At 73.2% G+C, this 24405-nt stretch carries 25 protein-coding genes and 3 pseudogenes; 18 read left to right on the top strand and 10 right to left on the bottom strand.

What is annotated here, in order from left to right; genetic code table 11:
- The 5 genes and pseudogenes from RH94_RS44150 to RH94_RS21545 all read left to right on the top strand — a co-directional run.
- Positions 1–196, top strand: a pseudogene (locus tag RH94_RS44150) (regulator); the annotation flags it as partial.
- Positions 193–1011, top strand: a complete 819-nt coding sequence (locus RH94_RS21560; protein WP_073949143.1) for an FAD/NAD(P)-binding protein — start codon at positions 193–195, stop codon at positions 1009–1011. The pseudogene RH94_RS44150 and the gene RH94_RS21560, both read left to right, overlap by 4 nt.
- A 1-nt stretch (position 1012) precedes the next feature.
- Complete coding sequence (locus tag RH94_RS21555) at positions 1013–1900, top strand: NADH-quinone oxidoreductase subunit B family protein (RefSeq protein ID WP_073949142.1); 888 nt, start codon at positions 1013–1015, stop codon at positions 1898–1900.
- A complete protein-coding gene (locus RH94_RS21550; RefSeq protein WP_073949141.1) occupies positions 1897–3258 on the top strand; it encodes a Ni/Fe hydrogenase subunit alpha in 1362 nt (453 codons plus the stop codon). The genes RH94_RS21555 and RH94_RS21550 overlap by 4 nt, the downstream gene beginning before the upstream one ends.
- Positions 3255–3728 (top strand): hydrogenase maturation protease, encoded by a 474-nt coding sequence (locus RH94_RS21545; RefSeq protein WP_073949140.1) that lies wholly within the window; start codon positions 3255–3257, stop codon positions 3726–3728. Before RH94_RS21550 ends, RH94_RS21545 begins: the two co-directional genes overlap by 4 nt.
- Before the next feature lie 30 nt (positions 3729–3758).
- Here RH94_RS21545 and RH94_RS21540 read toward each other — a convergent pair whose 3' ends face one another.
- Together RH94_RS21540 and RH94_RS21535 are read right to left on the bottom strand one after the other, a co-directional pair.
- Complete coding sequence (locus RH94_RS21540) at positions 3759–4643, bottom strand: universal stress protein (protein WP_073949139.1); 885 nt, start codon at positions 4641–4643, stop codon at positions 3759–3761.
- Positions 4644–5063: 420 nt separating this feature from the next.
- A complete protein-coding gene (locus RH94_RS21535; protein ID WP_073949138.1) occupies positions 5064–5516 on the bottom strand; it encodes a universal stress protein in 453 nt (150 codons plus the stop codon).
- 193 nt (positions 5517–5709) lie between these two features.
- Between RH94_RS21535 and RH94_RS21530 the strand changes: the two genes are divergently transcribed.
- Positions 5710–6027, top strand: coding sequence for an SHOCT domain-containing protein (locus RH94_RS21530; RefSeq protein ID WP_073949202.1), 318 nt, complete (start codon positions 5710–5712; stop codon positions 6025–6027).
- 97 nt (positions 6028–6124) lie between these two features.
- Here RH94_RS21530 and RH94_RS21525 read toward each other — a convergent pair whose 3' ends face one another.
- Positions 6125–8509: a heavy metal translocating P-type ATPase gene (locus RH94_RS21525; RefSeq protein WP_107428786.1), complete on the bottom strand. Its 2385-nt coding sequence runs from the start codon at positions 8507–8509 to the stop codon at positions 6125–6127.
- Positions 8510–8843: 334 nt separating this feature from the next.
- Between RH94_RS21525 and RH94_RS21520 the strand changes: the two genes are divergently transcribed.
- The 5 genes and pseudogenes from RH94_RS21520 to RH94_RS44145 form a co-directional block, all read left to right on the top strand.
- A complete protein-coding gene (locus tag RH94_RS21520) occupies positions 8844–9746 on the top strand; it encodes a universal stress protein (protein WP_073949137.1) in 903 nt (300 codons plus the stop codon).
- Between the two features lie 15 nt (positions 9747–9761).
- Positions 9762–10003: pseudogene (locus RH94_RS46740) on the top strand (hypothetical protein); the annotation flags it as partial.
- A 164-nt stretch (positions 10004–10167) separates the two neighbouring features.
- Positions 10168–10803 carry a TetR/AcrR family transcriptional regulator gene (locus tag RH94_RS21510; RefSeq protein WP_073949136.1) on the top strand — a complete coding sequence of 212 codons (636 nt, stop codon included), beginning with the start codon at positions 10168–10170 and terminating at the stop codon, positions 10801–10803.
- Between the two features lie 16 nt (positions 10804–10819).
- A pseudogene (locus tag RH94_RS21505) lies at positions 10820–12034 on the top strand (FAD-binding dehydrogenase); the annotation flags it as partial.
- Position 12035: 1 nt separating this feature from the next.
- Positions 12036–12494, top strand: a 459-nt coding sequence (locus tag RH94_RS44145) for an FAD-binding protein (protein WP_234425937.1), incomplete at its 5' end; no start/stop codon positions are given.
- A 538-nt stretch (positions 12495–13032) separates the two neighbouring features.
- On the opposite strand, the gene RH94_RS21500 is transcribed toward RH94_RS44145, so the two are convergent.
- Entirely contained in the window at positions 13033–13284 is a 252-nt protein-coding gene (locus RH94_RS21500) for a WhiB family transcriptional regulator (protein ID WP_073949135.1), read from the bottom strand.
- A 144-nt stretch (positions 13285–13428) separates the two neighbouring features.
- On the bottom strand, positions 13429–14646 hold the full coding sequence (locus RH94_RS21495) for a saccharopine dehydrogenase family protein (protein WP_073949134.1): 1218 nt from the start codon (positions 14644–14646) through the stop codon (positions 13429–13431).
- A 119-nt stretch (positions 14647–14765) separates the two neighbouring features.
- On the opposite strand from RH94_RS21495, the gene RH94_RS21490 reads away from it, so the two are divergent.
- Both RH94_RS21490 and RH94_RS21485 read left to right on the top strand, forming a co-directional pair.
- Positions 14766–15518 carry a TetR/AcrR family transcriptional regulator gene (locus tag RH94_RS21490; RefSeq protein ID WP_073949133.1) on the top strand — a complete coding sequence of 251 codons (753 nt, stop codon included), beginning with the start codon at positions 14766–14768 and terminating at the stop codon, positions 15516–15518.
- Positions 15519–15565: 47 nt separating this feature from the next.
- Complete coding sequence (locus tag RH94_RS21485; protein ID WP_073949132.1) at positions 15566–16873, top strand: MFS transporter; 1308 nt, start codon at positions 15566–15568, stop codon at positions 16871–16873.
- Positions 16874–17052: 179 nt separating this feature from the next.
- Here the strand turns inward: RH94_RS21485 and RH94_RS41505 are convergent, their stop codons facing one another.
- The 4 genes from RH94_RS41505 to RH94_RS21465 all read right to left on the bottom strand — a co-directional run bounded on the left by RH94_RS41505 (position 17053) and on the right by RH94_RS21465 (position 18735).
- A complete protein-coding gene (locus tag RH94_RS41505) occupies positions 17053–17271 on the bottom strand; it encodes a site-specific integrase (RefSeq protein WP_199881024.1) in 219 nt (72 codons plus the stop codon).
- Between the two features lie 9 nt (positions 17272–17280).
- A complete protein-coding gene (locus RH94_RS38925) occupies positions 17281–17757 on the bottom strand; it encodes an N-terminal phage integrase SAM-like domain-containing protein (RefSeq protein ID WP_079189132.1) in 477 nt (158 codons plus the stop codon).
- Between the two features lie 126 nt (positions 17758–17883).
- A complete protein-coding gene (locus RH94_RS40820) occupies positions 17884–18096 on the bottom strand; it encodes a hypothetical protein (RefSeq protein ID WP_234425936.1) in 213 nt (70 codons plus the stop codon).
- A 75-nt stretch (positions 18097–18171) separates the two neighbouring features.
- Positions 18172–18735, bottom strand: a complete 564-nt coding sequence (locus RH94_RS21465; protein WP_073949131.1) for a dihydrofolate reductase family protein — start codon at positions 18733–18735, stop codon at positions 18172–18174.
- A 247-nt stretch (positions 18736–18982) separates the two neighbouring features.
- Between RH94_RS21465 and RH94_RS21460 the strand changes: the two genes are divergently transcribed.
- The 5 genes from RH94_RS21460 (at position 18983) to RH94_RS21435 (ending at position 23797) form a co-directional block, all read left to right on the top strand.
- Entirely contained in the window at positions 18983–19267 is a 285-nt protein-coding gene (locus RH94_RS21460; RefSeq protein ID WP_073949130.1) for a hypothetical protein, read from the top strand.
- Positions 19268–19663: 396 nt separating this feature from the next.
- On the top strand, positions 19664–20032 hold the full coding sequence (locus RH94_RS38920; RefSeq protein ID WP_158073078.1) for an LAETG motif-containing sortase-dependent surface protein: 369 nt from the start codon (positions 19664–19666) through the stop codon (positions 20030–20032).
- Positions 20033–20096: 64 nt separating this feature from the next.
- Positions 20097–20717, top strand: coding sequence for an RNA polymerase sigma factor (locus tag RH94_RS21450; RefSeq protein ID WP_388349605.1), 621 nt, complete (start codon positions 20097–20099; stop codon positions 20715–20717).
- An 882-nt stretch (positions 20718–21599) separates the two neighbouring features.
- Positions 21600–22220: a hypothetical protein gene (locus tag RH94_RS21440; protein ID WP_073949199.1), complete on the top strand. Its 621-nt coding sequence runs from the start codon at positions 21600–21602 to the stop codon at positions 22218–22220.
- A gap of 1304 nt (positions 22221–23524) precedes the next feature.
- Complete coding sequence (locus RH94_RS21435; RefSeq protein WP_073949127.1) at positions 23525–23797, top strand: hypothetical protein; 273 nt, start codon at positions 23525–23527, stop codon at positions 23795–23797.
- 339 nt (positions 23798–24136) lie between these two features.
- On the opposite strand, the gene RH94_RS21430 is transcribed toward RH94_RS21435, so the two are convergent.
- A partial coding sequence (locus RH94_RS21430; protein WP_143203952.1) for a TMEM165/GDT1 family protein occupies positions 24137–24405 on the bottom strand: 269 nt, incomplete at its 5' end.

The following is a 24405-nucleotide window of genomic DNA, read 5'->3' as shown; positions in this document are numbered from 1 at the left end:
CCTGGGGGCCTGCGCGACGACCGCGGTCCGGGCGACGGAGTTCCCCGCCGGCCCCGTCCTCGACCTGTGCGCGGCCGACCCGGAACTCGGCTACGCCCTGATGCGCCGCCTCACCGAGGTCGTCGCCGACCGCCTGCAGGCCACCCGCGTCAGGCTGCTGGACCTGTACGCGCCGTACGGAAGCCGCCCGGCATGAGCACGGTGACACCCCCGCTGCCGTACCGGGTCGCCGCCACGGAACCGGAGACGGCCGACACCCGCTCGGTCGAGCTGGTGCCGGCCGGACGGGAGCTCCCGCCGTTCTCGCCGGGCCAGTTCGCGATGGTCTACGCCTTCGGGGTCGGCGAGGTGCCCGTCTCGGTCAGCGCCCTGCGCGGCCGGCATGGCGGGCCGGTGCACACCGTACGCGCGATGGGCGCGGCCTCCACGGCGCTGTACCGGCTGCGCGAGGGCGACACCGTGGGGCTGCGCGGACCGTACGGCACCGGATGGGACCTGGACGCGGCGGCCGGTCACGACGTGCTGGTGATCGCCGGCGGCATCGGGCTGGCCCCACTGCGGCCGGTGGTGCACACGGTCCTGGAACGGCCCGCGGCGTACGGCCGGCTCGGGGTCCTGGTGGGCGCCCGCACCCCCGACGACCTGGTCTACCGGGAAGAGATCGAGAGCTGGCGCGGCCCGGCCGAGGTGGGGGTGACCGTCGACCGCCCCGGCCCCGGCTGGCACGGCGCGGTAGGGGTCGTCACCGCCCTCCTGGACCGGATCGACATCCGGCCGGACCGCACCCGCGCGCTGGTGTGCGGGCCCGAGGTGATGATCCGGCACACCGCACGCGCCCTGACCGGCCGGGGCGTCCCCGCGCACCGCGTCCAGGTGTCGCTGGAACGCAACATGCGCTGCGCCACCGGCCACTGCGGACACTGCCAGCTGGGCCCGCTGCTGCTGTGCCGCGACGGCCCGGTCGTCGGCTACGACCGTGCCGAGCCTCTCCTCGCCGTACGGGAGTTGTGAGATGGACACGAACACCGGGCCGGAGACCGACCCCCGGCCGACGCTCGCCGTGTGGAAGTTCGCCTCCTGCGACGGCTGCCAGCTGACCCTGCTCGACTGCGAGGACGAGCTGCTCGCCCTCACCGGCCGGGTACGGGTCGAGCACTTCCTGGAGATGTCCGCCGCCGAGGGCCCCGACGGGGAGCGCGCGGACCTGACCGGCCGGGGACCCTACGACCTCTCCCTGGTCGAAGGGTCCGTCACCACGCCCGAGGACGCCGAGCGGATCCGGCACATCCGGCGCATCTCCCGGCGCCTGGTGACCATCGGGGCCTGCGCCACCGCGGGCGGCATCCAGGCGCTGCGCAACTTCGGGGACGTCGCCGAGTTCCGGGCCGCGGTCTACGCCAGCCCGGAGTACATCTCCACGCTGCGGACCTCGACCCCGATCTCGGCACACGTACCGGTCGACTTCGAACTGCGGGGCTGCCCCATCGACCGCGGCCAGCTCCTCGAGGTCGTCACCGCCCACCTGGCCGGACGCAAACCCGGCATTCCCGGCCACAGCGTGTGCTTCGAGTGCAAGAGGCGCGGCACCACCTGCATCACCGTGGCCCACGGCACGCCCTGTCTGGGCCCGGTCACCCACGCCGGGTGCGGCGCCCTCTGCCCGGCGTACGGACGCGGCTGCTACGGCTGCTTCGGACCGACCGACCACCCCAACCTGCGCTCCATGGTCGGCCAACTGCGCCGCGACGGGATGAGTGAGCGCGACGTCCTGCGTGTCTTCCGCACGTTCAACGCCGCGGCGCCGGAGTATGCCCCCGTACCCGATCTTGTGGCCGAGGCACAGGACTGCCCCCGGGACAGGACGGGCAGGACGGACACCACTCCGGAAGGGCCCGCATGAGCCATCGCGGATCCCGCGTACTGCGGCTGGACGCACTGGCCCGCGTGGAGGGCGAGGGCGCCCTCCACCTGCGCGTCCACGACGGCACGGTCGCCGAGGCGCGGCTGCGCGTCTACGAACCCCCGCGGTTCTTCGAGGCGTTCCTCGTCGGCCGGGGACACACCGAACCACCGGACATCACCGCGCGGATCTGCGGCATCTGCCCGGTCGCCTACCAGATGAGCGCCTGTCAGGCGATCGAGAACGCCTGCGCCGTCACCGTGGACGGCCCCCTCGCCCTGCTGCGCCGGCTGCTGTACTGCGGCGAATGGATCGAGAGCCACGCCCTGCACATCCACCTGCTGCACGCCCCCGACTTCCTCGGCCTCCCGAGCGCGGTCGAACTCGCCCGCGACGACCGCGCCGCCGTCGAACGCGGCCTCAGGATCAAAAAGGCCGGCAACATGGTCCTGGAGCAACTGGGCGGCCGTCCCGTCCACCCGGTCAACATCCGCGTCGGCGGCTTCTACCGGACGCCGGCGCCCCAGGAACTGCGTCCCCTGGCCGAGCGGCTGCGGCAGGCCCGCGAGGACGCGCTGGAGACCGTGCGCTGGGTGGCCGCGTTCGACTTCCCCGACGCCGTGTGCGACCACGACCTGCTCGCCCTGCGCGACCCGGGCCGCTACGCCATCGACTCCGGAACGCCCGCGGTCATGGCGGCCCCCGGCGACGGCGACGCCGGGCCGGGCCCCGCACCGCGCGAGTTCCCCGTGACCGACTTCGAACGGCACGTGCGCGAGGAGCAGGTACCGCACTCCACGGCCCTGACCGCCACCCTCGACGGGCGCCGCCACCTGACCGGCGCACTGGCCCGCTTCGCGATCAGCGGCCGTTGGCTGCACCCCACGGCGGCCGAGGCCGCGCGGGAGGCCGGGCTCGGCGACCCGGCCGCCGGCGCCGTCTGCCGCAACCCGTTCCGCAGCATCGTCGTACGCGCCGTGGAAGTGGTGCACGCCGTCGAGGAAGCCCTGCGGATCATCGACGCCTACGAGCCGCCTCCCCGGCCGGCCGTCGACGTCCGGCCGCGCGAGGCGGTCGGCACCGGCGCCACCGAGGCACCCCGCGGCCTGCTCTACCACCGCTACGCCGTGGCCGAGGACGGCACGCTCCTGGCAGCCCGCATCATCCCGCCCACCGCCCAGAACCAGGCGGCCATCGAGGAGGACCTGCGCCGGGCCGTCCAGTCGCGCCTGGACCGGCCGGGGCCCGCCGCCGGCGACGAGGAGCTCACGGACCTGTGCGAACGGGCCATCCGCAACCACGACCCGTGCATCTCCTGCGCCACCCACTTCCTCGACCTGACCGTGGAGCGCACATGACCGGCCGCGTCGTCGTGATCGGCGTGGGAAACGTCTTCCGCCGCGACGACGGCGCCGGACCGGCGGTGGTGGAGGCGCTGCGCGACCGCGTTCCCGGCGGCACCGTGCTGGCGGTCAGCGACGGCGAACCCGGCCGGATGCTCGATCTGTGGCACGGCAGCGACACCGTGGTCGTGGTGGAAGCCGTCCGCGGGCGGCCGGCCCGGCCCGGCCGGCTGCACACCCTGTCGGTCGCGGAAGCGGCCGCGAACCCCCGGAGTTCGGCGAGCACCCACGCCCTCGGTCTGGGGGAGTGCTTCGCCCTGGCCGAAGCACTCGGCCGGCTCCCGCGGGAACTCGTGGTGCACGCCGTCGAGGTGTCGGACGTCGAACTCGGCACGGGCCTGAGCGGACCGGTGCGCTCGGCCCTGCCCGAACTGGTCGACCGCGCCGCCGCCACGGTGCGGAAGGCACACCTCCGCCGCGCATGACGTGCCGGCGGCGCCCGGCCGCGGTCCCCGTCACCCGTCGTGCCCGCCCGGCACCGTGATGACCGGGCACCGCGCGTGGTGCAGAACGCCCTGGCTGACGGACCCCAGCAGCATGCCGCTGAAGCCGCCGCGTCCGCGCGTGCCCACGACCAGGCCGAGAGCGTGTGCGGACGCCTCGGTGAGGACCTGCACCGGATGCCCCTGCACGACCTCGTGGTGGAGCTCGACCTCCGGATGGGCGGCGGTGCGCCCGGCCACCGTCTCCGACAGCACCCGGCGGCACTCCTGAACGGCCGCGTGCTCGTCGAGGACGCCGAGCACCGGAGGGCGCCGGACGTACAGGGCCCGGAGGACCGCGCCGCGCAGGGCGGCCTCCTCGAAGGCGAGGTCGACGGCGGCGGCCGAGTGCGCGCTGCCGTCCACGCCGACGACGAAGTACGGCGGCCGCTGGGTGACGTGCTCCGGCTCGGGTGTCACCACCACGGGACAGGAGGCGTGGGCGACGAGCGGCAGGGCGACCGCCGCCGAGGTGAACAGCTCCTGCCGGGAACCGAGGTGCCAGGACCCCACCACCACGGCCGTGGCGTGCCGGCTCTGCTCGCGCAGCACCCAGGCCGGATGCCCCTCCGCCAGCAGCCCGGACACCTCCAGACGCGGATGCCGGGACTCGACGAAGGCGACGGCCTCCTTGAGGACGCGGTCACCGGACGTGTGCAGCTCGTCCTTCCAGTGCTCCCAGGAGGGCAGCCCGCCCCGGGGCCGGTACCCGGGGGTCGGCAGCCCCTGCGCGTGCACGAGGAGCAGGGGCAGGCGGCGGCGGTCCGCCTCGTCCGCGGCCCAGGCGAGCGCCATGCGCTTGTGCGGGTCCGGATCGACACCGACCACGATCGGCCCGCGTCCGTCGGTGTGCGCCATCAGAGCCTCCCGAACCGGAACAGGTGCTCCCCGACGGGGAAGGGGCGGCCACGGAACCGGCCGGAGTCCGGCCGTGGCACGCCTCCATCGTCGTCGGCGCGCGGCGGCCGGGCTTGGGCCGTTCGGCCCAGGATGCCGGCGGGAGGGAAGCCGGCCGGGCCCGAGCCCCTGTCGTCGCGTTCCCGCCGTCCGCCCGAGGGACGGGCCGCGCTGCGCCCGGTGCCGGGGGCGCCTCCCACGCCCTTCGGACAGTGGGGGAGCATCGCGAGGCGATCCCGGCGACGCGGCGAGGCGCCGTGCCCGGGGGAGGGAACGTGCCGGCGGGGCCTGGGCCGACGGCAGGAGCCACGCGGCCTGCCGGCGATCCGACGGCCGCGCACCCCGCTGCGGGACGGCCCGGCGCGGGGCAGGGCCGGCGGGTCAGTGCGCCGCGTCCCGGTCCTGCCGTACGACCACCACCGGGCAGGCCGCGTGCTGGGCGCAGCGCTGGCTGACCGAGCCCAGCATCGCCCGGGCGAAGCCGCCACGGCCCCGGCTGCCGACGACGAGGACCTCCGCCCCTTGCGAGGCACGGATCAGCACCTCCGACGGATCGCCCTCGACGAGGTGCTCCCGCACGCCGGCCGGACGCTCGTCCGTGAAGACGGCGCGCAACTCCTCCGCGAAGCGCTCCCGGGCCTGCTCCAGATCGAACTCCGGGTCGATCGCCGGCCCGGCCCAGCCGACGTCCGACGGCGTGTCCCAGGCGTACACCGCCTCCACGACACCGTCCACCAGCTGCGCGTACCGCACCGCCCAGCGCAGCGCGGCGTACGACGACGGCGAACCGTCCACACCCACGACCACCCGCGGCCGCGGTTCAAAGGTCTGCATGGTCACCTCACTCGAGCACCGCTGTCCCCGTGTCCACACGTCCACGCTGCCCGGCCGGGGGGAACCGTGCCAGCCGGAGCACGCCGGCGCCACCGGCCGGCCCACCCTCCCGTACGGCCCGCACGCGGGATCCTGGAACGGGCCGCACCCGGGAGCGCGCGGTCGGAGGCACCCTGGGAAGCAGGTGGTGACGATGTACTGGTACCCGCACGGCATGAACGGCTGGGGCTGGTTCGCCATGGGCCTGGGAACGCTGCTCTTCTGGGCCCTGCTGATCGCCGTCGGCGTGTTCCTCCTCCGGGCCCTGCAGCGCGGCCCCGAGCGGACGCAGGCGCACGACGGCGGCCGGTCCCCCACGCCCGAGCAGCTGCTGGCCGAGCGCTTCGCCCGGGGTGAGATCGACGAGGACGAGTACCGGCGCCGGCTGGACGTCCTCCGGCAGAACTCCGGGCCGCCGGGCACGCGCCCCGACCCTCCGGACCTCCGGCCGGGGAAGCACCGCGGACCGTGAGGTGACCTCCTTCGGGTCCGCACGGGGCCGGCCGTCCCGGCGGTGTCGGGCCGAACGGCCCTGCCGGACTCCCCTGAGGCAGCCTGCGGAAGCAGTCTCAGGGGGCCAGCGAGAAGTAGTTCTCCTCCTCCTGAGTGAAGTGCAGCCGCAGCACGGTGTGCAGACCGTACAGACAGGCGCGCAGGTCCTCGAGCTGTTCGGGGACCGGCGCGCCCTGCGCGTCGGCGAGTGACAGGTGGGTGGCCACCCGTCGGGCGAGCCGTTCGATCTCGGCGTGGGCGCGGCTCATGGTCGCGGTCGCCTCGGGGCCGCCGAGGGTGGCTTCCAGGGCCGGGTAGAGCTGGTGCTCCTCGGCGTACTCGTGCGGCAGCAGCCGCTCGGTGAGCAGCCGGTGCGCCTCGCGCACGGACTCCAGGGCCTGCGCGCCGGTGCCGTCCGCGGCGGCGGTGGAGGAGAGCCGGGCCGCGGCGTCGCGTACGGCCTGCAGCACGTCCTGCAGGTCGTCGTGCTCGGCGGCGAAGCGGTGGATCAGGGCCTCGGTGGCGGGCTCGAGGGCGGGGCGGGCCGCCCGGTCCACACGCAGGGCGCGCAGCGCGTTGAGGATGACCACCACGTCGATCCCCTCCTGCAGCAGGGCGCCCGCGGCCGGCGGCAGCAGTCCCACGGCGGCCACGCCCATCGCCGCCAGGGACAGCAGCATGCCGCCGAGCGCGCTCTGCACGGCGATGCGGCGCGCCCGCACGGCGATCGCCGTGGCGTCGGCGAGCCGGTCCACGCGGTCGGTGGTGAGGACGACGTCGGCGGCCTCGGAGGACGCGGTGGAACCCCGCGCCCCCATCGCCACCCCGACGTCCGCGGCGGCGAGCGCGGGCGCGTCGTTCACTCCGTCGCCGACCATCACCGTGACCGCGCGCTCGCGTTCCGCGCGGACGGCGGCCACCTTGTCGGCCGGGGTCAGTTCGGCGCGTACCCCGTCGAGTCCGAGCACGGCGGCGATCTCCCGGGCCGGCTCGGGCCGGTCGCCGGTGAGCATCACGATCCGCCCGATGCCGGCCGCACGCAGCCGGCGCAGCGTCCGGGGCGCGTCGTGGCGCAGCGGGTCGCGCAGCAGGACCGCTCCGACGGGTGCGCCGTCGACGGTGAGCCAGGCGACGGCGGCGCCGTCCAGCAGCGCCCGGTTCTCCGCCGCCCGGGCCCACCCCGGGACCGGTGTGCCCGGCTCCAGCCGGCCGACGGACATCCTGCGGCCCTCGACGATGCCGTACGCCCCCCGGCCGGCCTCCTCCGACACGTCCGTGGCCACCGACGGCTCCAGGCCGCGCTCGCGGGCCGCGTCGACGATGGCGTGCGCCAGGACGTGCGGCGAGTACTGGTCGACCGTGGCCGCCAGCCGCAGCACCTCGGCGGGCTTGAAGCCGGGGGCCGCGGTCACGTCCAGGACGCGCGGGCGGCCGCCGGTGAGGGTGCCGGTCTTGTCCAGCAGCAGCGTCCGGGCCCGCCCGAGGAGCTCCAGCGCGCCCCCGTCACGGACCACCACGCCCAGCCGGGACGCCCGGGACAGCCCGGAGACGATCGCCACCGGGGCGGCGAGCAGCAGCGGGCAGGGCGTGGCGACCACCAGCACCGCCACCGCCCGCACCGCCGAACCGCTGAGCAGCCAGGCCAGCCCCGCGACCGCCACCGACAGCGGCAGGAACCAGGCCGCGTAGCGGTCGGCCAGGCGGACCACCGGGGCCGACTGGGCGCCCGCCTGCCGGGCCAGCCGCACGATCTCGGCGTAGGCGCTGTCCCGCTCGGTCGCGGTCGCCCGCAGTTCGAAGGCGCCGCCCGCGTTGACCACGCCGCTGCGCACCGCCTGGCCGGGCGCGCGTGCCACGGGTACCGCCTCGCCGGTGAGCACCGACTCGTCGAGCACGGCGGTGGTGTCCACCACCTGGCCGTCGACCGGGACGACCTCGCCGGCGCCGACGACGAGCAGGTCGTCGACGGCGACCTCGGCGAGGGGGACCGGGCGGACCCCGGTGCCGGTGCGCCGGCGGGCGGTGCGGGGGGCGTGGGCGAGCAGCGCGCGCAGGTCGTGGGAGGCCCGCCGCCGGGCGGCGGCCTCCAGCGTGCGGCCGGTGGCCAGCATCAGGCCGATCAGTGCCCCGGCGAGGTACTCGCCGACGGCCAGGGTGCCGCCGAGCGCCAGGACCGCGATCAGGTCCACGCCGGCCTGCCCGTGCCGCAGTGCGACCAGCACCCAGCCCACCGCGGGGCCGACGGCGGCGAGCGTGCCGAGCGCCCAGCACAGGTCGGCCGCGGTGGTCTCGCCGAGCAGCCACAGGACGCCCCCGGCCACCAGGGCCGAGGCCGTGACGGCCAGCAGCACGGGTTCCAGCCGGGACGGCTTCGCCGGTGCCGCGGCCGGCTCGGGTACCGGATCCGCCGGGGAGGCGCGATGGACGCGGTCGGCGCGGTCGGCGCCGTTGGCACGGTGCATGACAGTCCTTACGGAGACCTCCGCGCGTGTGCGGCGCGGTGCGGCGGGGACCGCCGCGACGTGCGGGAGGACCGGACCCGCGTACCTCCCCTCCCCGCCCAGGGTCCGGCACTCCGTCCGGCGGGTCCAGGGCCGGACGGACCACTCCCCGCCCCCGTCCGGCCCCTGGCGGCCCGCGCCCGCGGTGCCGTCCCCGGCCGCGGGTCCCCGCGCACCGTGCGTCCGGCCGGGGCCGAACGGCCTCCGTGGTGAGCCCGGGCGGCCCCTGCCCGGGGGTACTCGGGTCACGGGAGGCTCTCGGTGAGAGAGGATCGGAGCACGGGAGGTGCGCGTCATGGTTTCGCCCGTTGTCGCCGGGGTCGACGGTTCCGAGGAGAGTCTGGCCGCTGCCGAGTGGGCCGCGCGTGAGGCGGAGCGCCGGGGGCTGAGCCTGCGGCTGTTCCACGCCTGGAACTGGCACCCTCGCTCGGCCGACGGCGCGCGTGTGGACGCGGCCCGGCGGCGTCTGGCCCGGCAGGTGCTGAGCCGGGCGGAGGAGCGGGTGCGCGTCGCCTGCCCGGGGGTGCGTCTGGAGGAGGAGCAGGTCCTGGGGCCGGCGACCACGGCCCTGCTGCGGGCGGCGGGGCGGGCCGAGGTACTGGTGCTGGGCTCGCGCGGCCTGAGCGGTTTCACCGGCTTCCTGGTGGGCTCCGTCGCGTTGGGCACGGTGGCCCGGGCCTGCTGTCCGGTCGTTCTGGTGCGGGCCGGGGAGGAGGCCACGGACGAGCACTTCCCGGCGGCCGACGGCGGCGCCTCCACCCGCACCGGCTACCGGGACGTGGTGCTCGGCCTGGATGTCGCCGTCCCGTGCGACGAGGTGATCGAGTTCGCCTTCCAGGCGGCGCGGCTGCGCCGGGCCCGGCTGCGGGCGGTGTACGCCTGGCAGCAGCCGTCCGCGCTGAGTCTGGGCCCCGGTGAGATCGCGCTGGTGGACGACCCCGAGCGGGCCGAGGAGTGGCAGGGGTTCCTGGCCGCGGTGCTCCAGGTGTGGCGGGAGAAGTATCCGGAGGTGGAGGTCGTCGAGACGGTGGTGCGGGACAAGGCCTCGACCGCGCTGGTGCGGGCCGCCTCCGGGGCGAGCCTGCTCGTCGTCGGCCGCCGCCCGTCCGCCTACCCGGCGGGTCCGCGCACCGGCCCGGTCGCCCACGCCGCCGTCCACCACGCCGACTGCCCCGTGGCGGTCGTCCCCCACGAGTGAGAGGACCCGGGCGGGATGAACGCGCCGACGACCTACGTCCACGCCTTCGCCGAGGGCAGCCGGGAGATGGCCGGCCTGCTGGGCGGCAAGGGAGCGGGCCCGCGGAGACGACCCGCCCGGGGCTGCCCGTCCCGCCCGGGCTCACGGTCACCACCGAAGCCTGCGGGGTCCGCCTCGCCACCGGCGAGGGGCCGCCCGAGCCGGCCGTCGAGACCGCCCGCGCCCCGGCGGGGCCGGAGCGGACTTTCCACAGGACCCGGCCGGGCAACTGCGGCGCGCCATCCGCCCTCACCGGCACCGAGGCCGGTGACAGCGGGTGACGCCCCCGGCAGGCACGTGAATCCAGGGGTGCAGCGCATCCACGGGTGTATCGGATCCACGGGCGCATCGGATACATTCATGTATCGAACGGAGGTCGGACATGGCGGTCGAGGGCGCACCCCCGCGTGTCACCGGACGCCGGTCGCGCACGCGGGCCAAGCTGCTCGACGCCGCGTTCGCGGTCTTCGCCGCCAAGGGGTTCGGCCGCGTGACGATCGAGGAGGTCTGCGAGGCGGCCGGCTACAGCAGGGGCGCCTTCTACTCCAACTTCACCACCCTGGACGAGCTGTTCTTCGCCCTGTACCGGCAGCGGGCCGAGCTGATCGCCGACCAGGTGGCCGGAGCGCTCGCCCTGGACGGCCCCGGCCTCGACGTGCCCGCCGCCGTCGACCGGGTCACCGAGGTGCTGCTGCTCGACCTGGACTGGCTCCTGGTCAAGACGGACTTCCTGGTGCACGCCGCCCGCCGCCCGGCCGTGGCGCGGACCCTGCTGGAGCACCGGGCGCGGCTGCGCGGCGCCATCGCCGACCGGCTCGCCCGGGCCCGCGGCCGTACCGCGCTGCCCGCCGTCCTCGGCGACCCCGACAGCGCCGCCCACGCGGTCGTCGCCGCGTACGACGGAGTCACCACCCAACTGCTGCTGGACAAGGACGTCGAGGGCGCCCGCGCCTGGCTGGGACAGCTGCTCACCGCACTGCTCACCGACGGCGGCGCCGGCCCGGCACAAGGAAACTGAGAAGGGAACGGTCGCCATGGACGCGGACGTCATCGTCGTCGGAGCCGGCCTCGCGGGCCTGGTCGCGGCGCACGAGCTGACCAGCCGGGGCCGCAGGGTCGTCCTCGTGGACCAGGAGAACGCCGTCAACCTCGGCGGGCAGGCGTACTGGTCCTTCGGCGGGCTGTTCCTCGTCGACTCCCCGGAGCAGCGCAGGCTGGGCGTCAAGGACTCCTTCGAACTGGCCTGGAACGACTGGCAGGGCAGCGCGCGGTTCGACCGGCTGGAGGACGAGGACTCCTGGGCGGTGCGCTGGGCGCGCGCCTACGTCGAGTTCGCGGCGGGGGAGAAGCGGTCGTGGCTGCGGAGCCACGGCATCACGCTGCTGCCCACGGTCGGCTGGGCCGAGCGCGGCGATCTGCGCGCCGACGGCCACGGCAACTCCGTACCGCGCTTCCACATCGCCTGGGGCACCGGTACGGGCGTCGTGGAACCCTTCACCGAGCACGCGAGACAGGCCGCCCGCGACGGGCTGCTCACCTTCCACCACCGGCACCGGGTGGACGAGATCGTCATCGAGGACGGCGCGGCACGCGGGGTGCGCGGCACGGTCCTGGCCCCCGACGACGCGCCGCGCGGAGTCGCCTCCAACCGGGACGAGGCCGGTGCCTTCGAACTCACCGCCCAGGCCGTGATCGTCACCACCGGCGGCATCGGCGCCAACCACGACATCGTCCGCCGCCACTGGCCCGCGCGGCTCGGCACGCCCCCCGCGGAGATGGTCACCGGCGTCCCCGCCTACGTCGACGGCCGGATGCTCGACATCAGCGCGGAGGCGGGCGTCCGCCTCGTCAACCGCGACCGCATGTGGCACTACACCGAGGGCGTGCGGAACTGGAACCCGGTCTGGCCCGGCCACGGCATCCGCATCCTGCCCGGCCCGTCCTCCGTCTGGCTCGACGCCCTCGGCCGCCGGCTGCCCGACCCCTGCCTGCCCGGCTACGACACGCTGAGCACCCTCAGGCACCTGCGCACCACCGACGACCTCGCCGGTCACGACCACTCCTGGTTCGTGCTGACCCGGAGGATCGTCGAGAAGGAGTTCGCCCTGTCGGGCTCCGAGCAGAACCCCGACATCACCGCCAAGGACCGCAGGGCGGTGCTGCGCGACCGGCTGCTCGGCAAGGGCGCGCCCGGACCCGTACGGGACTTCCTGCGGCACGGCGCGGACTTCGTGATCGCCGACACCCTCNGAACGGCTCGTCGAGAAGATGAACGCACTGACCGGCAAGCCGCTCCTGGACGCGGCCGAGGTCAGGCGCCGGATCGAGGCCCGTGACCTGCAGATCGCCAACCCCTGCAGCAAGGACGCGCAGGTCCAGGGCATCCGCAACGCCCGCCGCTACATAGGTGACCGCCTGGGCCGGGTCGCCGCCCCGCACCGCATCCTGGACCCGGCGGCCGGCCCCCTGATCGGCGTCAAGCTGCACGTCCTGACCCGCAAGACCCTCGGCGGCATCCAGACCGACCTCCACTCGCGCGCGCTCGGCACCGACGGGCAGGTGATCGACGGCCTGTACGCGGCCGGCGAGGTCGCCGGGTTCGGCGGCGGGGGCGTGCACGGCTACAACGCCCTGGAGGGCACCTTCCTCGGCGGGTGCCTGTTCTCCGGGCGCGCGGCGGGGCGGGACGCGGCGCGGCAGACCGCCTGACCGGTGCGGGGCGGCGGACTCACTGTTGATTTCGGGCACTTCGTGGGGGCGGCAACTGCTCGTCGGGGAGTGTGCGAGGTCGGTTTAGCTCGATCGTGTGATGGTTGGCTGACGGGCTTGCGGTGCGCTGGGCCGGTCGGGGTAGCGTTGCTGTGCGATCTGGGACGCCGGGTGCGGTGCCGGCGAGCGGGGCCCCTGCTTCACCAGCGAGATGGTTCAGGGCCTCCCCGTTGCCTTTGGCCGTACTCACAGGCCAGGTCGTCAGGGACTCCGCCCGCCCGGCTCGGACCACGGACACGATCCATGTTGCCGCCCGGGATGCGAAAGCGGACGACCAGTGCGCCCAACTACCGTTCGGGGCGTGCGGCTGATCAGGCTTGCTCCTGCTCAGTCCACAGGAACGGTACTCCGTGCGCCTGAGGAGAGCACGACGTGGGCGTATCGGACGAGCTGCGGATCGTGCACTCGCCGGTTGACCCGCGGCACCGGGGAGCCGGCCACCCCGGAGGGGCCGGTCTCCTCCGGGGCCGGCCCGGTGTCACCCGGAGCGGCGCCGTGCCGCCGCGCGCCGTTTCAGCGCGCGGCGTTCGGTCTCGCTCGTGCCGCCCCACACCCCGATGCCCTGGTCGGTGTCCAGCGCCCACTGCAGGCACTCCTCCCGGACGGGACAGCGCCGGCAGACCGCCTTGGCCTGCTCGGCCTGGAGCAGCGCCGGACCGGTGGTACCGAGCGAAAAGAAGAGGTCGGGGTCCTCGTGGCGGCATGCGGCGTGGTCTCGCCAGTTGCCCATGAAAAGTCACCTGCGCTCGAATCTCGGATGTCGTCTCTCGAATGCCGTCCGGCTTTGACACGTACTCGCCTTCGGGTCTCCGGCCGACGCGCGGGTGAAACAGGGCATCCCGTCAGATGGCGGACCTTCGCCGAATCCGCACACTCACTGCTCGCGCATGCCCCACGGGGAGCCGTACTCCGTCAGCAGGTCCAGGAAGGGCCGGGCCGGGAAGGCCTCCGGGCCGAGCACCCCCGCCCCGGTCCACGCCCCGGTGGCCACCAGCTCCAGGGCGACCACGGGGTTGACCGCCGTCTGCCACACCACCGCCTGACAGCCGTACTCGGCCATGGACCACTGGTTGTCGACCACGTGGTACAGGTACACCTCGCGCGGCGCACCGTCCCGGGTGCCGCGCACCCAGGTGCCCGCGCAGGTCTTGCCGTGCATCCGCTCGCCCAGCGTCGCCGGGTCGGGCAGACAGGCGGCGACGACGTCCCGGGGCGAGACGGCGACCGGCCCGTCCGGGCCCGGCACGGTGACCGGGTCGGTGCGGTCCAGGCCCAGCAGGTGCAGCGTCTTGAGGGTGTCGATGAACTCCCGGCCCAGCCCGTACTTGAAGGTCACGCGCTTGGCGTCGACCCAGCGCGGCACGAGCAGCACCTCCTCGTGCTCCACGTTCACGCACTCGACCTCGCCGATGCCTTCGGGGAAGTCGAACACCTCGGGCTCGCTGAACGGCTCGGTGGTGAACCAGCCGCGGCCGGCCTCGTACACCACCGGCGGGTTCAGGCACTCCTCGATGGTGGTCCAGATGCTGAAGGACGGGGCGAAGTCGTAGCCCTCCACGGTCAGGTTCGCGCCGTCGCGGACGCCGATCTCCTCGATCTCGTCGAAGAGTTCGTCGGCCGCGTACCGCGCGAACACGTCGGACATGCCCGGCTCCACGCCCATGCCGACCAGTGCGAGCGCGCCGGCCTTCTCCCACTCCTCGGCCAGCGCGAACTGCTCGTCGCCGAGCTTGACCCCGCACTCCTCGTACGGCCGCTCGGTGTGCGGCCGGGACAGGGACATCGCCATGTCCAGGTAGCCGGCGCCGGCCGCGCGGGCCGCCCGGAACAGGGGCATGACGAAGCGCGGGTCGGTCGCGTTCAGCAGCATGTCGCAGCGGTGCCGGGCGAGCAGCTCCGCCACCGCCGCCTCGTCGCTCGCGTCGACGCGCTCGGCGGTGAACCGGCCGTCGTCGCCGACGGCCGCCACGGCGGACTCGGCACGCCCCCGGTCGTAGTCGGCGACGACCATCGCCTCGAAGAACGGACGACGGGCCGCGATCCGGGTGATCGCGGTACCCACACCACCGGCTCCCACGAGCAGTACACGCATGACGAGAACTCCCTCTCGGTCAGGTCGGTCAGGGGAATGGACGAGGCGGCCGCCGGTCTCGATACAAGTGCGTCGTCCCTATAAGGTCAATGGTGTTGGCATAAGAGCGAGGAGGCCCCATGCCCAAGCCGGTGGTTCCCGAGGAGAAGCGGCGGCGGCGCCGCCCCACCCGGAGCGGCACCGTGCTGTCCGAGCGGCTCATCGTCGACACCGCGCTGCGCCTGCTGCGCGAACACGGCAGCACGGGACTCACCGCCCGCCGGCTCGGCCTGGCGCTCGACTGCGACCCGAGCACCCTGTACCGGTACTTCCGCGGCATGGACGACCTCACCCTGGCCATCGGCGACGCCCTCATCGGGCGGGCCCTGCACGGCTGGCGGCCCACCGATGACTGGCGGGCCGACCTGCGCGAGGTGGGCCTGCGCATCCACTCCGCCTACGTCGCCCACCCGCAGGCCGCGGTGGTGACCGCCAACCGCGTCACCGGCCGGGCCAACGAACTGGCCGCCGACGAGGCCGTCCTGGACGTGCTGCGCGGGGCCGGCTTCCCGCTGCCGGACACCGTGCGGATCTACCACGCCTTCGTCGACCAGACCCTGGCCTTCGCCGCGCTCGACGCCGCCTCCCTGGCCCTGCCGAGCGCTGCCCTGCGCGCCGACGAGGAGATGTGGCGCTCCACGTACGCCCGCCTGTCCGCCGCCACCCACCCGCGCATCGCCGAGGCGGCACCCCTGCTCGCCACCCGCATGGTCACCAGCGCCTACCCGACCGCCCTGGACATGCTGCTGGACAGCGCGGCGGCCCGGCTGGAGCGCCTGCGCGACGGTCAGGACGGCCGGCACCGGGAGACCCGGGGGCACAGCCGGTGCTGAGACACTGAACCCCGCACCGGTAGATGTACTGACCAACCAGGAAACCCGTGGACACCAGCGAGAGCACCGACAGCAGCACCCCGCCCCACACCGAGGACGCCGACGAGCCGAAGCCACCCAGATCCGGCTGGCGTCGCTGGGCCATGGACACCCGCCCGCTGCGCCGCCCCGCCTTCCGCCGGCTGTGGTCCTCGACCATCGTCACCGCGGTCGGCAGCCAGCTCACCGCCGTCGCCGTGCCCAAGCAGATCTACGACATCACGGGCTCCTCCGCCTGGGTCGGCTACGCCAGCCTCGCCGGGCTGCTGCCGATGGTGGTGTTCGCGCTGTGGGGCGGCGCGGTCGCCGACACCATGGACCGCCGCAGACTGCTGCTGATCACCAACAGCGGCATCGCCGTCACCTCGCTGCTCTTCTGGCTGCAGGCCGCCGTCCGGCTCGACTCCGTCGTGGTGCTGATGGTGCTGCTGGCCGTGCAGCAGGCCTTCTTCGGGCTGAACGCCCCGGCCCGCAACGCCTCCATCGCCCGGCTGGTCCCGGCCGGGGAACTGCCCGCCGCCAACGCCCTCGGCTCGACCGTCATGCAGACCGGCCTGGTCGCCGGACCGCTGCTGGCCGGCGCCCTCATCCCCGTCATCGGGCTGCCCGAGCTGTACCTCATCGACGCCGTGGCCCTGTGCGTCACCGTGTGGGCGGTGCTGCGCCTGCCGCCGCTGCCGCCCCTGACGGACGCGGCCAGGCGCCGCGCGGGGGTGCGGGAGATAGCCGCCGGATTCCGCTACATCTCCGGGCACAAGGTGCTGCTGCTGTCCTTCCTCGCCGACATCATCGCCATGGTCTGCGGCATGCCCCGCGCCCTGTTCCCGCAGCTCGCCGCCGAGACGTACGCCCCCTACGGCGAGGGGGTGGCGCTCGGCCTGCTGTTCGCGGCCATCCCCATCGGCGCGGTGGTCGGCGGACTGCTCTCCGGCACCTTCTCCCGGGCGCGCCGGCACGGCTGGATGGTGATCGGCGCGGTCACCGCCTGGGGAGCGGCCGTCGCCGGTTTCGGGCTGAGCCGCAGCCTGTGGATCGCGGTGGCGTTCCTCGCGGCCGCCGGCATCGCCGACATGGTCTCCATGGTCTTCCGCGGCGCCATCCTGCTGTCCGCCGCCACCGACGACATGCGCGGCCGGATGCAGGGCGTCTTCACGGTCGTCGTCGCGGGCGGCCCGCGCCTGGCCGACGTGCTGCACGGCACGGCAGGCTCGGCCTTCGGCCCCCGCGCGGCCGTCACCGGCGGCGGCCTGCTGGTCGTCGCCCTGATGCTGGCCCTGGCGGCGGCCGCACCGGCACTTCGTGGGTATCGGGTTTGAACCCCGGAAGCGACTCCACCGGAAAGGCCCAGGTCATACCCTCCGACCTGGGCCTTTCTCATTTCCTTGATCGGTACGTGGTCTAGCCCACGGCCCTGCGGGGCGGGAAAACAGGCCTGATGGGTCCAAGATGGGTCCCCGCACGGATCCCAGTGGGACCCAGTGGGGCCCGCGGCCTGTCAGGCCACCCGGCGGCGCTGCCTCTTCATCGCCCTCTTCATGGCTGCTGCCTTCTCTGGTCGGGCGGGCTGTACCTGGTAGCTGTCGGCCGTCTCCACCAGGGCGTGCCCGAGCATCGCCTGCACGGCCTTCGGGGCGACGCCGGCGGCCGGCGCCGGACTCGCCGCCTCGTGGCGGCCGTCGTGGAGCCGGATCGGTGGCAGCCCGGACAGCTCCACCAGCCGGTCTCAGCGGTCGGAGAAGAGCTGCGGGTGGTACACCGAGCCGTCTTCCTTGGTGAAGACCCGGTCGGCGGCCTCCTTCAGCTCGGCGACCCTGGCCCGGTGCTCCTCTCGGCGCTCGCTGTCGGAGATGATCCAGTCGAACAGGCCCTGGCAGTGGCGGGCGCGCAGGTCCCGCATCTTCAGCGCGCCCAGGTGCGGCACCAGGTACAGCTCGATGTCGCGCTCGTACTCGTGGGCGGTGGTCCGCTTCAGCTCGGTCTTCTTCTTCTTGAGCCAGCGGGCCAGGAATTCGGTGACGGTCTCGTCCGACAGGACGTTCATCCCGGCCTTGGAGGCCCGCCACACTTCCTCGGCGTTGGCTGCGGCCTCGGCCTGCGTGGCGAATCCGCCCTCAGTGCCTGGCTGACATCCTTGGCTGTACGGGTCGTTGCCCGTGTGGCGGGGGTACGCGATGGACAGTGTCACGGCGACGGTGAGCACCCGTCAGCAGCGTGGTGCTCTTGTGGAGGACCGGGACTGGGGTACGGCACCTGTCGACCTTCTGCAGTCGGCTTGCCCGTGGCGGACGTTCCGTTGGTACAAGGGCCAGAAGCACTACTCGGGTATCTACTGGTCGGCGACGATGCGCGACACCTGATCCACGAGTCGCGCTTGGAACTGTCGCGCCTGCTCTTCGCCGACTTCGATCCGTCCGTACGCGGCATCGTGGTCCAGCCGTTCCTGCTGAAGGCCGTTGGGGAGGGGCAGGCCCGCAAGCACATCCCGGATTACATCTTGACCACTGAGCAGGGTCCGGTGGTGGTGGATGTGAAGCCGCACTGCCGGCTGTCCACCCCAGTGGTGGCGTTCACGTTCGCGTGGACCCGGCAGGCGGTCGAGCCGCGTGACGGGCGCTCAGCGCCTCGTCTCGTACCTGGTCAGGATCACGCCGCCGGGAAGCGTCCGCGTCTCCACCAGGTTCAGGTTCACCCAGCTGTCCAGCGCGGTGAAGAACGGCGTGCCGCCGCCCACCAGGACCGGCGCGGTGGCCAGCACGTACTCGTCGATCAGCCCGGCCCGCATGGCCGCCCCGGCGAGCGTCGCGCCGCCGATGTCCATCGGGCCGCCGTCCTCGGCCTTGAGCCGGGTGATCTCGGCGACCGCGTCGCCGGTGACCAGGCGGGTGTTCCAGTCGACCTTGTCGATCGTCGAGGAGAACACCACCTTCGACATGTCCCGCCAGCGGCGCGCGAACTCGGTCTCCGCCGGGGTGGCGTGGGGCTGCTGGTCGCCGGTCGGCCAGTAGGAGCTCATCGTCTGCCACAGCTTGCACCCGTACAGCGACAGATCGGTCGCCTGCAACTGGTCGGACCAGAACTGGAACAGCTCGTCGCTCGGCACGCCCCAGCCGATGTCGTCGCCGGGCGCGGCGATGTAGCCGTCCAGGGTCAGGTTCATGCCGTAGATCAGTTTCCGCATGGCGCCAGCCTTCCGTGAGTCGGTCTCACGCGTGCAGACCGGCGCGGCGCGGGAAACTCATCGGTACGCGATCTGAGCTCGCATGTAGACCTCGTGCTCGGTGGCTCAGCCGCAGACTCATCGTTCCGCCGAGGAAATGTCATCGATCTGAGACTGATCTTGGGTGACATCGCGGTGAGACAACAGAGAACCAGCAGGTCACAGAAGATCGACATGTCATCGGCGGCGAGACCCTACAGCCGCCTGCGTGGCATGCGCGGCCGTCACCGCTGGCGTTGTCTGGCTGTGGCCCCACCCGGACGCATCCCACCCCAAGCCCCCCACCGACGCCCGGATCAAGGCCTCTGCGCAGGCCCGCCTGGACGCCTCGCTCGACGAGGGGCGCACCTACCGGCAGGTGCTCCTCGACGACGGCATGGAACCCTCGGACGAGCTGTGCCAGGCCGTGTGGGACCGCAAGCCGCTCGCCGAGCAGCAGGAGTTGCGGTACGCGATGTGGATGCACGGCTGCGCCGACGCCCCCACCCCGTAGCCGCCGGTACAGTGCCCGGCATGTACGGCTGTGCGGGGTGAAGTCGGCCCGCGTTCCGTTCCCGCACAACCCCGGATACGAGTGGGGCACAGGCGACCCGGCCAGGGATGCACAAATCCGCCTGGAGGCCCGGATGGCAGACGAGGAAGCCGTGTACGGCCCCCCTCTACGACTGCCTCGGCGGATGCCGATAACCCCGCCGGAAGCGGCCCCATAAAGGCCAACGGCCCGCGCGTGTTACGCCAACAGGCCCTGTCCGCCCCGGCTGCTAGAGCCTTCCGATGGTGGGCCGCACCGAAGTTTTTCGCGGAGGGCGGCAACCTCCTGCCCACTCGCACGTCGTGCAGGTGGAAGGGCATGATCCCGTGCCCCCGACCCGATTCGGGAGAAACCACCGTGCATTACCTGAAGCGCGCAGTCGTCACTGTCGTCGCCACCGGCGCACTGGCCGCGATCGCCGTGCCCGCCTGGGCGGATGCTGGGCCGGGCGCCACGCCGTCCGCCGCCCCGTCGCCGGTCACCGGCCTTCCGTCGGACGCCACCAAGCCGAGCCCGGTCACGAGCCTTCCGCCGGGCGCCACGTCGTCTGCTGCCCCGACCCCGGTCACCAGCGTTCCGCCGAGCGGCGCGTCGTCCGCCGCCCAGTCCGAGCTCGCGCAAACCGGCTCCAGCACCACCACTGCCGCCATGGGGGCCGGCGCCGCCGGACTCGTCGTGCTCGGGGCCGGGGCCCTGTTCATCGTGCGGCGGCGTGCTCTTCGCTGACGTGCTCAACCCGAGGAATCCTGTGCTGCACCATGCCCTGCCGTTCTGCCCCGCCGCGCCCGGACTGCCCCGGGTGCGGCCCGGCGGCGGACGGGGCGTGCGTGCGGCCCTGCGCGGACTGCTGCTGCGCCGCGACCGGTCGGCTCCGCCTGCGGACTACCCGCGGCCCGCGCCCCCGTACGACACCGCGGTCCCCCAACATCCCACCGTCACCGACCTCTACCACGCGCACCGCCTCGGCATGGTCCGCCTTGCGGTGCTCCTCGTCGACGACCTCGCCACCGCTGAGGATGTCGTCCAGGACGCCTTCACCGCCCTCTACCGTCGCCACGGCGAGCACATCACCGAAGTCGACAACGCGCTGGGGTACCTGCGCACGGCGGTCGTCAACACCTCCCGTTCGGTGTTGCGGCGCCGTCGGACCGCCCGCGCCTGGACACCCCCCACCCCCGCCGACGTCCCCTCCGCCGAGGAACACGTGGTGCTGGACGAGGCGCACCGCGAGGTGCTCGCCGCGCTGGGCCGGCTCACCCCGCGCCGCCGCCAGGTCCTGGTCCTGCGGTACTGGGCCGACCTCAGCGAGGCGGAGATCGCCCAGACCCTGGGGATCAGCCGGGGCGCGGTCAAGTCGAACGCCAGCCGCGCCCTGGACGCGCTGGAACGGGTCCTGGAGGGGCGGCTATGACGGCCGAAAGGCAACGTGAACGTCTCGTGGAACGCCGGCTCCGGCAGGCGCTCGACGCCCGAGCGGAGTCGGTGACCGTCAGCGATCTGCGGCCGGCCGCACCACCCCGCCCGGTCCGCCGACGGCTGTGGTGGAGGCGGGCCCCGACGTCCCGGGCCGGCCTCGCCGCTCTGGCCGGCCTCGCGGCCGCCGCCCTGGCCGCCGCCTACCTGACGCTGGCCCCGCAACCGGCCGACCCGCGCCCCATCCCGCCGGCCGTTCCGCCCGGGACCGCCCCCCCGGCCCCCAGCACGACACCGGACCCCCGGCCGAGCGGCAGCCTGCCCGCGAACCGGTCCGCCGCGCCGCCCACAGCCCCCAGCCCGTCGTCCCCGTATGACACCAGTGATTCGAGGGAGTGATCCGGCGGTTCGGGCAGGCACGCCGGTCGGGTGAGGCGGTCGTCGTAGGCCCGGGCTTAGAAATCCCACCCCCTGACCACAGCACGGTGGCCCGGTCCACGCCGGATGGCGGACGTCATGGCACAAGGCCCTGGTGGGGCAGGGCGGCTGCCGTGGTCCGGTCTGTGACCCGCCTGTCTCGCTATGCCTGGGCTCATCCCGCCGGCAGTTCCAGGCGACCCGCTGCCGCATGGGTGAGCAGGCGTCAGAGATCACCTTGGCGGCCTAATCGATCATGAATCTGCCTTTTGGAATCGAAGGTTTGACGCATCGTCAGTGACTGGAGAACCGAACAAGTGGATGCCCTGGGTACCCCGTTCGGCCCCCGACGTCAGCCCCTCCGATCTGCCCGATATGACAGCTTTTCGGGCCGTCGATACGTTCGATCACACGTCGGCTGTCAAAGCCGGCTTCTCTGAGACAGGAGTAAAGCAGCATGATCATGTCCCGTTCTTCTGCCATCACCGCGGGCATCGCGGCCGCCGCGGCCCTGACCGCGACCGGTATCACCTACGCCACGGCCGCCCCCGTACCCCAGGCGGCCCCGGCCGTCGTCCAGCAGGCGCCCGCTCCCGCCCAGGCGCCCATGGGCGGCGAAGGCGGGCAGGGGAAGGGCAACGAGGGCGGCGAGGGCGGCGAGCGCGGCGGCGAGCGCGGCCACGAGAAGAAGGAGCGCCACCACAGGGTGGGCCGGATCTTCATCAACGAGCGGTCGTTCTCCGCCCGCCCGGACGGCTGCATCACCGTGGTGAGCGGCCTGGGCGCCAAGAGCTTCAACATCCGCAACGACAGCAAGCGGACCGTCGAGTTCTTCCGCGGGGCGACCTGCGACAACGGCGCCCCCATCGCCACCGTCGGCCCCCACAGCGAGGCCAACAACGTTCGCCCGAAGTTCAAGGACGAGGACGAGAACTGCGAGAAGGACGAGCACGAGAAGGGCAGGCACCACGAAGAGATGGAGGACGGCGTCAAGGTCAAGAACGGAGTCGTCGGCAGCTTCCGCGTCATCAAGCGCCACCACGGCAAGTTCGACTTCAACGACTTCAACGAGTTCGACGACTGAGCCAGCCGCGTGATGCCCACCAAGTAGAACCCCGGCCCGCCGTAATCGGGCCGGGGTTCTGGTCTCAGCCCCTACCCCTGTGGACGCCCCGCTCGTGGTGCCCGCACCCGACCACCGCCCGACGGTCCACGCGCCCGCCACGCCATACTAAACCGGATAAAAGGCGCTGCGCGCCTGCCCGCGCCGACGCCCTCCCGCCTCCCCCGCCAGCAGATTCCCGCCGTAACACGCCCTGTTGGCGTTGTTCCCGAGCAACGGCCACCGGTCTCCTGCGCGGCGGCCGGGCGAGCCTGAACGGGTGACGAAAGCGCACGCCGCACACCCGGCCCGGCTCCCCTGCCCGGCCCATGACCGCAAGCACACGGGCCCCGGGTGGAGCGACAGGCCACGCGACCACACGGCACTTCCCCACCCCAGACACCACGGGATGAGTGAGATGAGCAATCACCTGGTGGAGGACGCGAGCGACGCCGGCTACGTCATGGACATCCTCGACATCACTTTGACCCCCGCCCCGCCTCGGACACCCACTGCGCTGGGAGATGGACAGCCACCTCAAGGAGACGGTCGACCTGACCCGGGTCACCTGCAGGGTGATCATGAAGATCGGCCCGATGAAAATACTGGACAAAAGCTACCGGCTGCCCGATCTGCTGGAAAGCAAGGGTACTCACCTCTCGGGCGACCCCCGGCCGCCCGCCGGGCCGTGGAGGCAGACCTGGGATCTGCGGATCCCCCAGGCGGTGCCGGTGGCGAGGCACCGGCTCCACCTGCGCGCCCGAACGGGAGAGGGGAAGAACTTCCTCGCCCTGAACATTCCGGTCGCCCTTCCCACAGCTGGGCCACGGCCGGCGACAACATCGGCTCACCGAACCGCCCCGGGCTCGACAGAGATCTCAGCCGGTCACCGTGACCTGGAGCATCGTGATTTCCCGACAGTCACCGCTGCAAAGGATCGAGGGGAGGTCGCCGTGCTCCTCGGACCCGGCGGTATTCCGTGCCGCCACCACGCTGAGTCTCCGACGGCATTCCGGCAGGCCGTACCACACGATACTTTCGCCGAAAAGGCAATCCAAAAGGGCGCCCCTTACGTAACCAGTACGGCTGCAGCCCAAGGATACGTCCCTGATCGGCTGATTCCCGTGCGGCGAGGATCCTGGATGCGGGAGGAGCTCCTCGAACGCGCGGGGCGACGCCCACGACCATGCCGCTCTCCTGCGGCCGCGGTCATCCCTGCCGTTCCGCCAAGACCGCGTCGGCCAGGCCCCACGGGCCGACGCGGCAGAAGGACGAGTGCATTCACCATGCGAGTAAAAGGCGCCAGGCGTCTCGTCGCGACGTCGGCCGCCATTCTGATGGCCGGCGGCGCCGCGATCGGCGCAGTCGGCACGGCCGCAGCAGCAGCCCCAGCCGTGCACACCCAGGTGACCACCAGTCGGTGCTTCGGCGACGACTGGCGCTGCTTCGACCACGGCGGGTTCCGCTTCGATCACGACTTCGACCACGGCGGGTTCCGCTTCCACCACCGCTTCGACCACGGATTCGACGGCGGCCCCGTCGTGATCATCGTGCGCTAGTAGTGGTTGCCGCTGAAACCCAAGGGGGGCGCGCTCATCGCGGGCGCGCCCCCCTTGTCGTAGAAGATCAACAGGCGTGCCGGTCCTGCCTCCCCGTCCAGGCCGCGTAGGCCTCCGCGCCCCTCTCCGGGTGGATCTGTTCGATGTGGATCCGCCTCTGGTCCAGCGGCCCCTGGAACCTCGTACCGGTGGACGTCGTCGAAGCTGATCTCCTTCGTGGCCTGAAGGGAGCAGCCCCAGTGAGCCGGCGAGCCGAGGTTACGGACAGGATCTGGCTTTTGTTCGTTGTCCGCCGTCGGGGCCGCACCGCGTGTCCTGGTCGGTCGCCGGTCGGCCGGGTCAGCCGGCGAAGGCTTCGACGAGGGTCCAGGCGGCCAGGGCGGCCATGCAGGCACCGCCGATGCGCTGCACGGTCTTCAGGGGCACGCGCTTGGCGATGAACCGGCCGACGAGGAGGGCGAGGGCGGAGACGGACATCAGGGCGGCGGCGGAGCCGATGGCGGTGGGGAGCCAGCCGTTGGTGGCGGCGAGGTTGGCGGTGGTGATCTGGGTGAGGTCGCCCCATTCGCTGATGAAGACGGCCATGAACGCGGTGGTGCAGACGGGCC

Origin of the sequence: Streptomyces kebangsaanensis, from assembly GCF_001906585.1 — a bacterium.
GTDB lineage: Bacteria > Actinomycetota > Actinomycetes > Streptomycetales > Streptomycetaceae > Streptomyces > Streptomyces kebangsaanensis.
The sequence above is the reverse complement of the archived record's forward strand: the minus strand, read 5'-3'. Positions and strand labels throughout refer to the sequence as shown.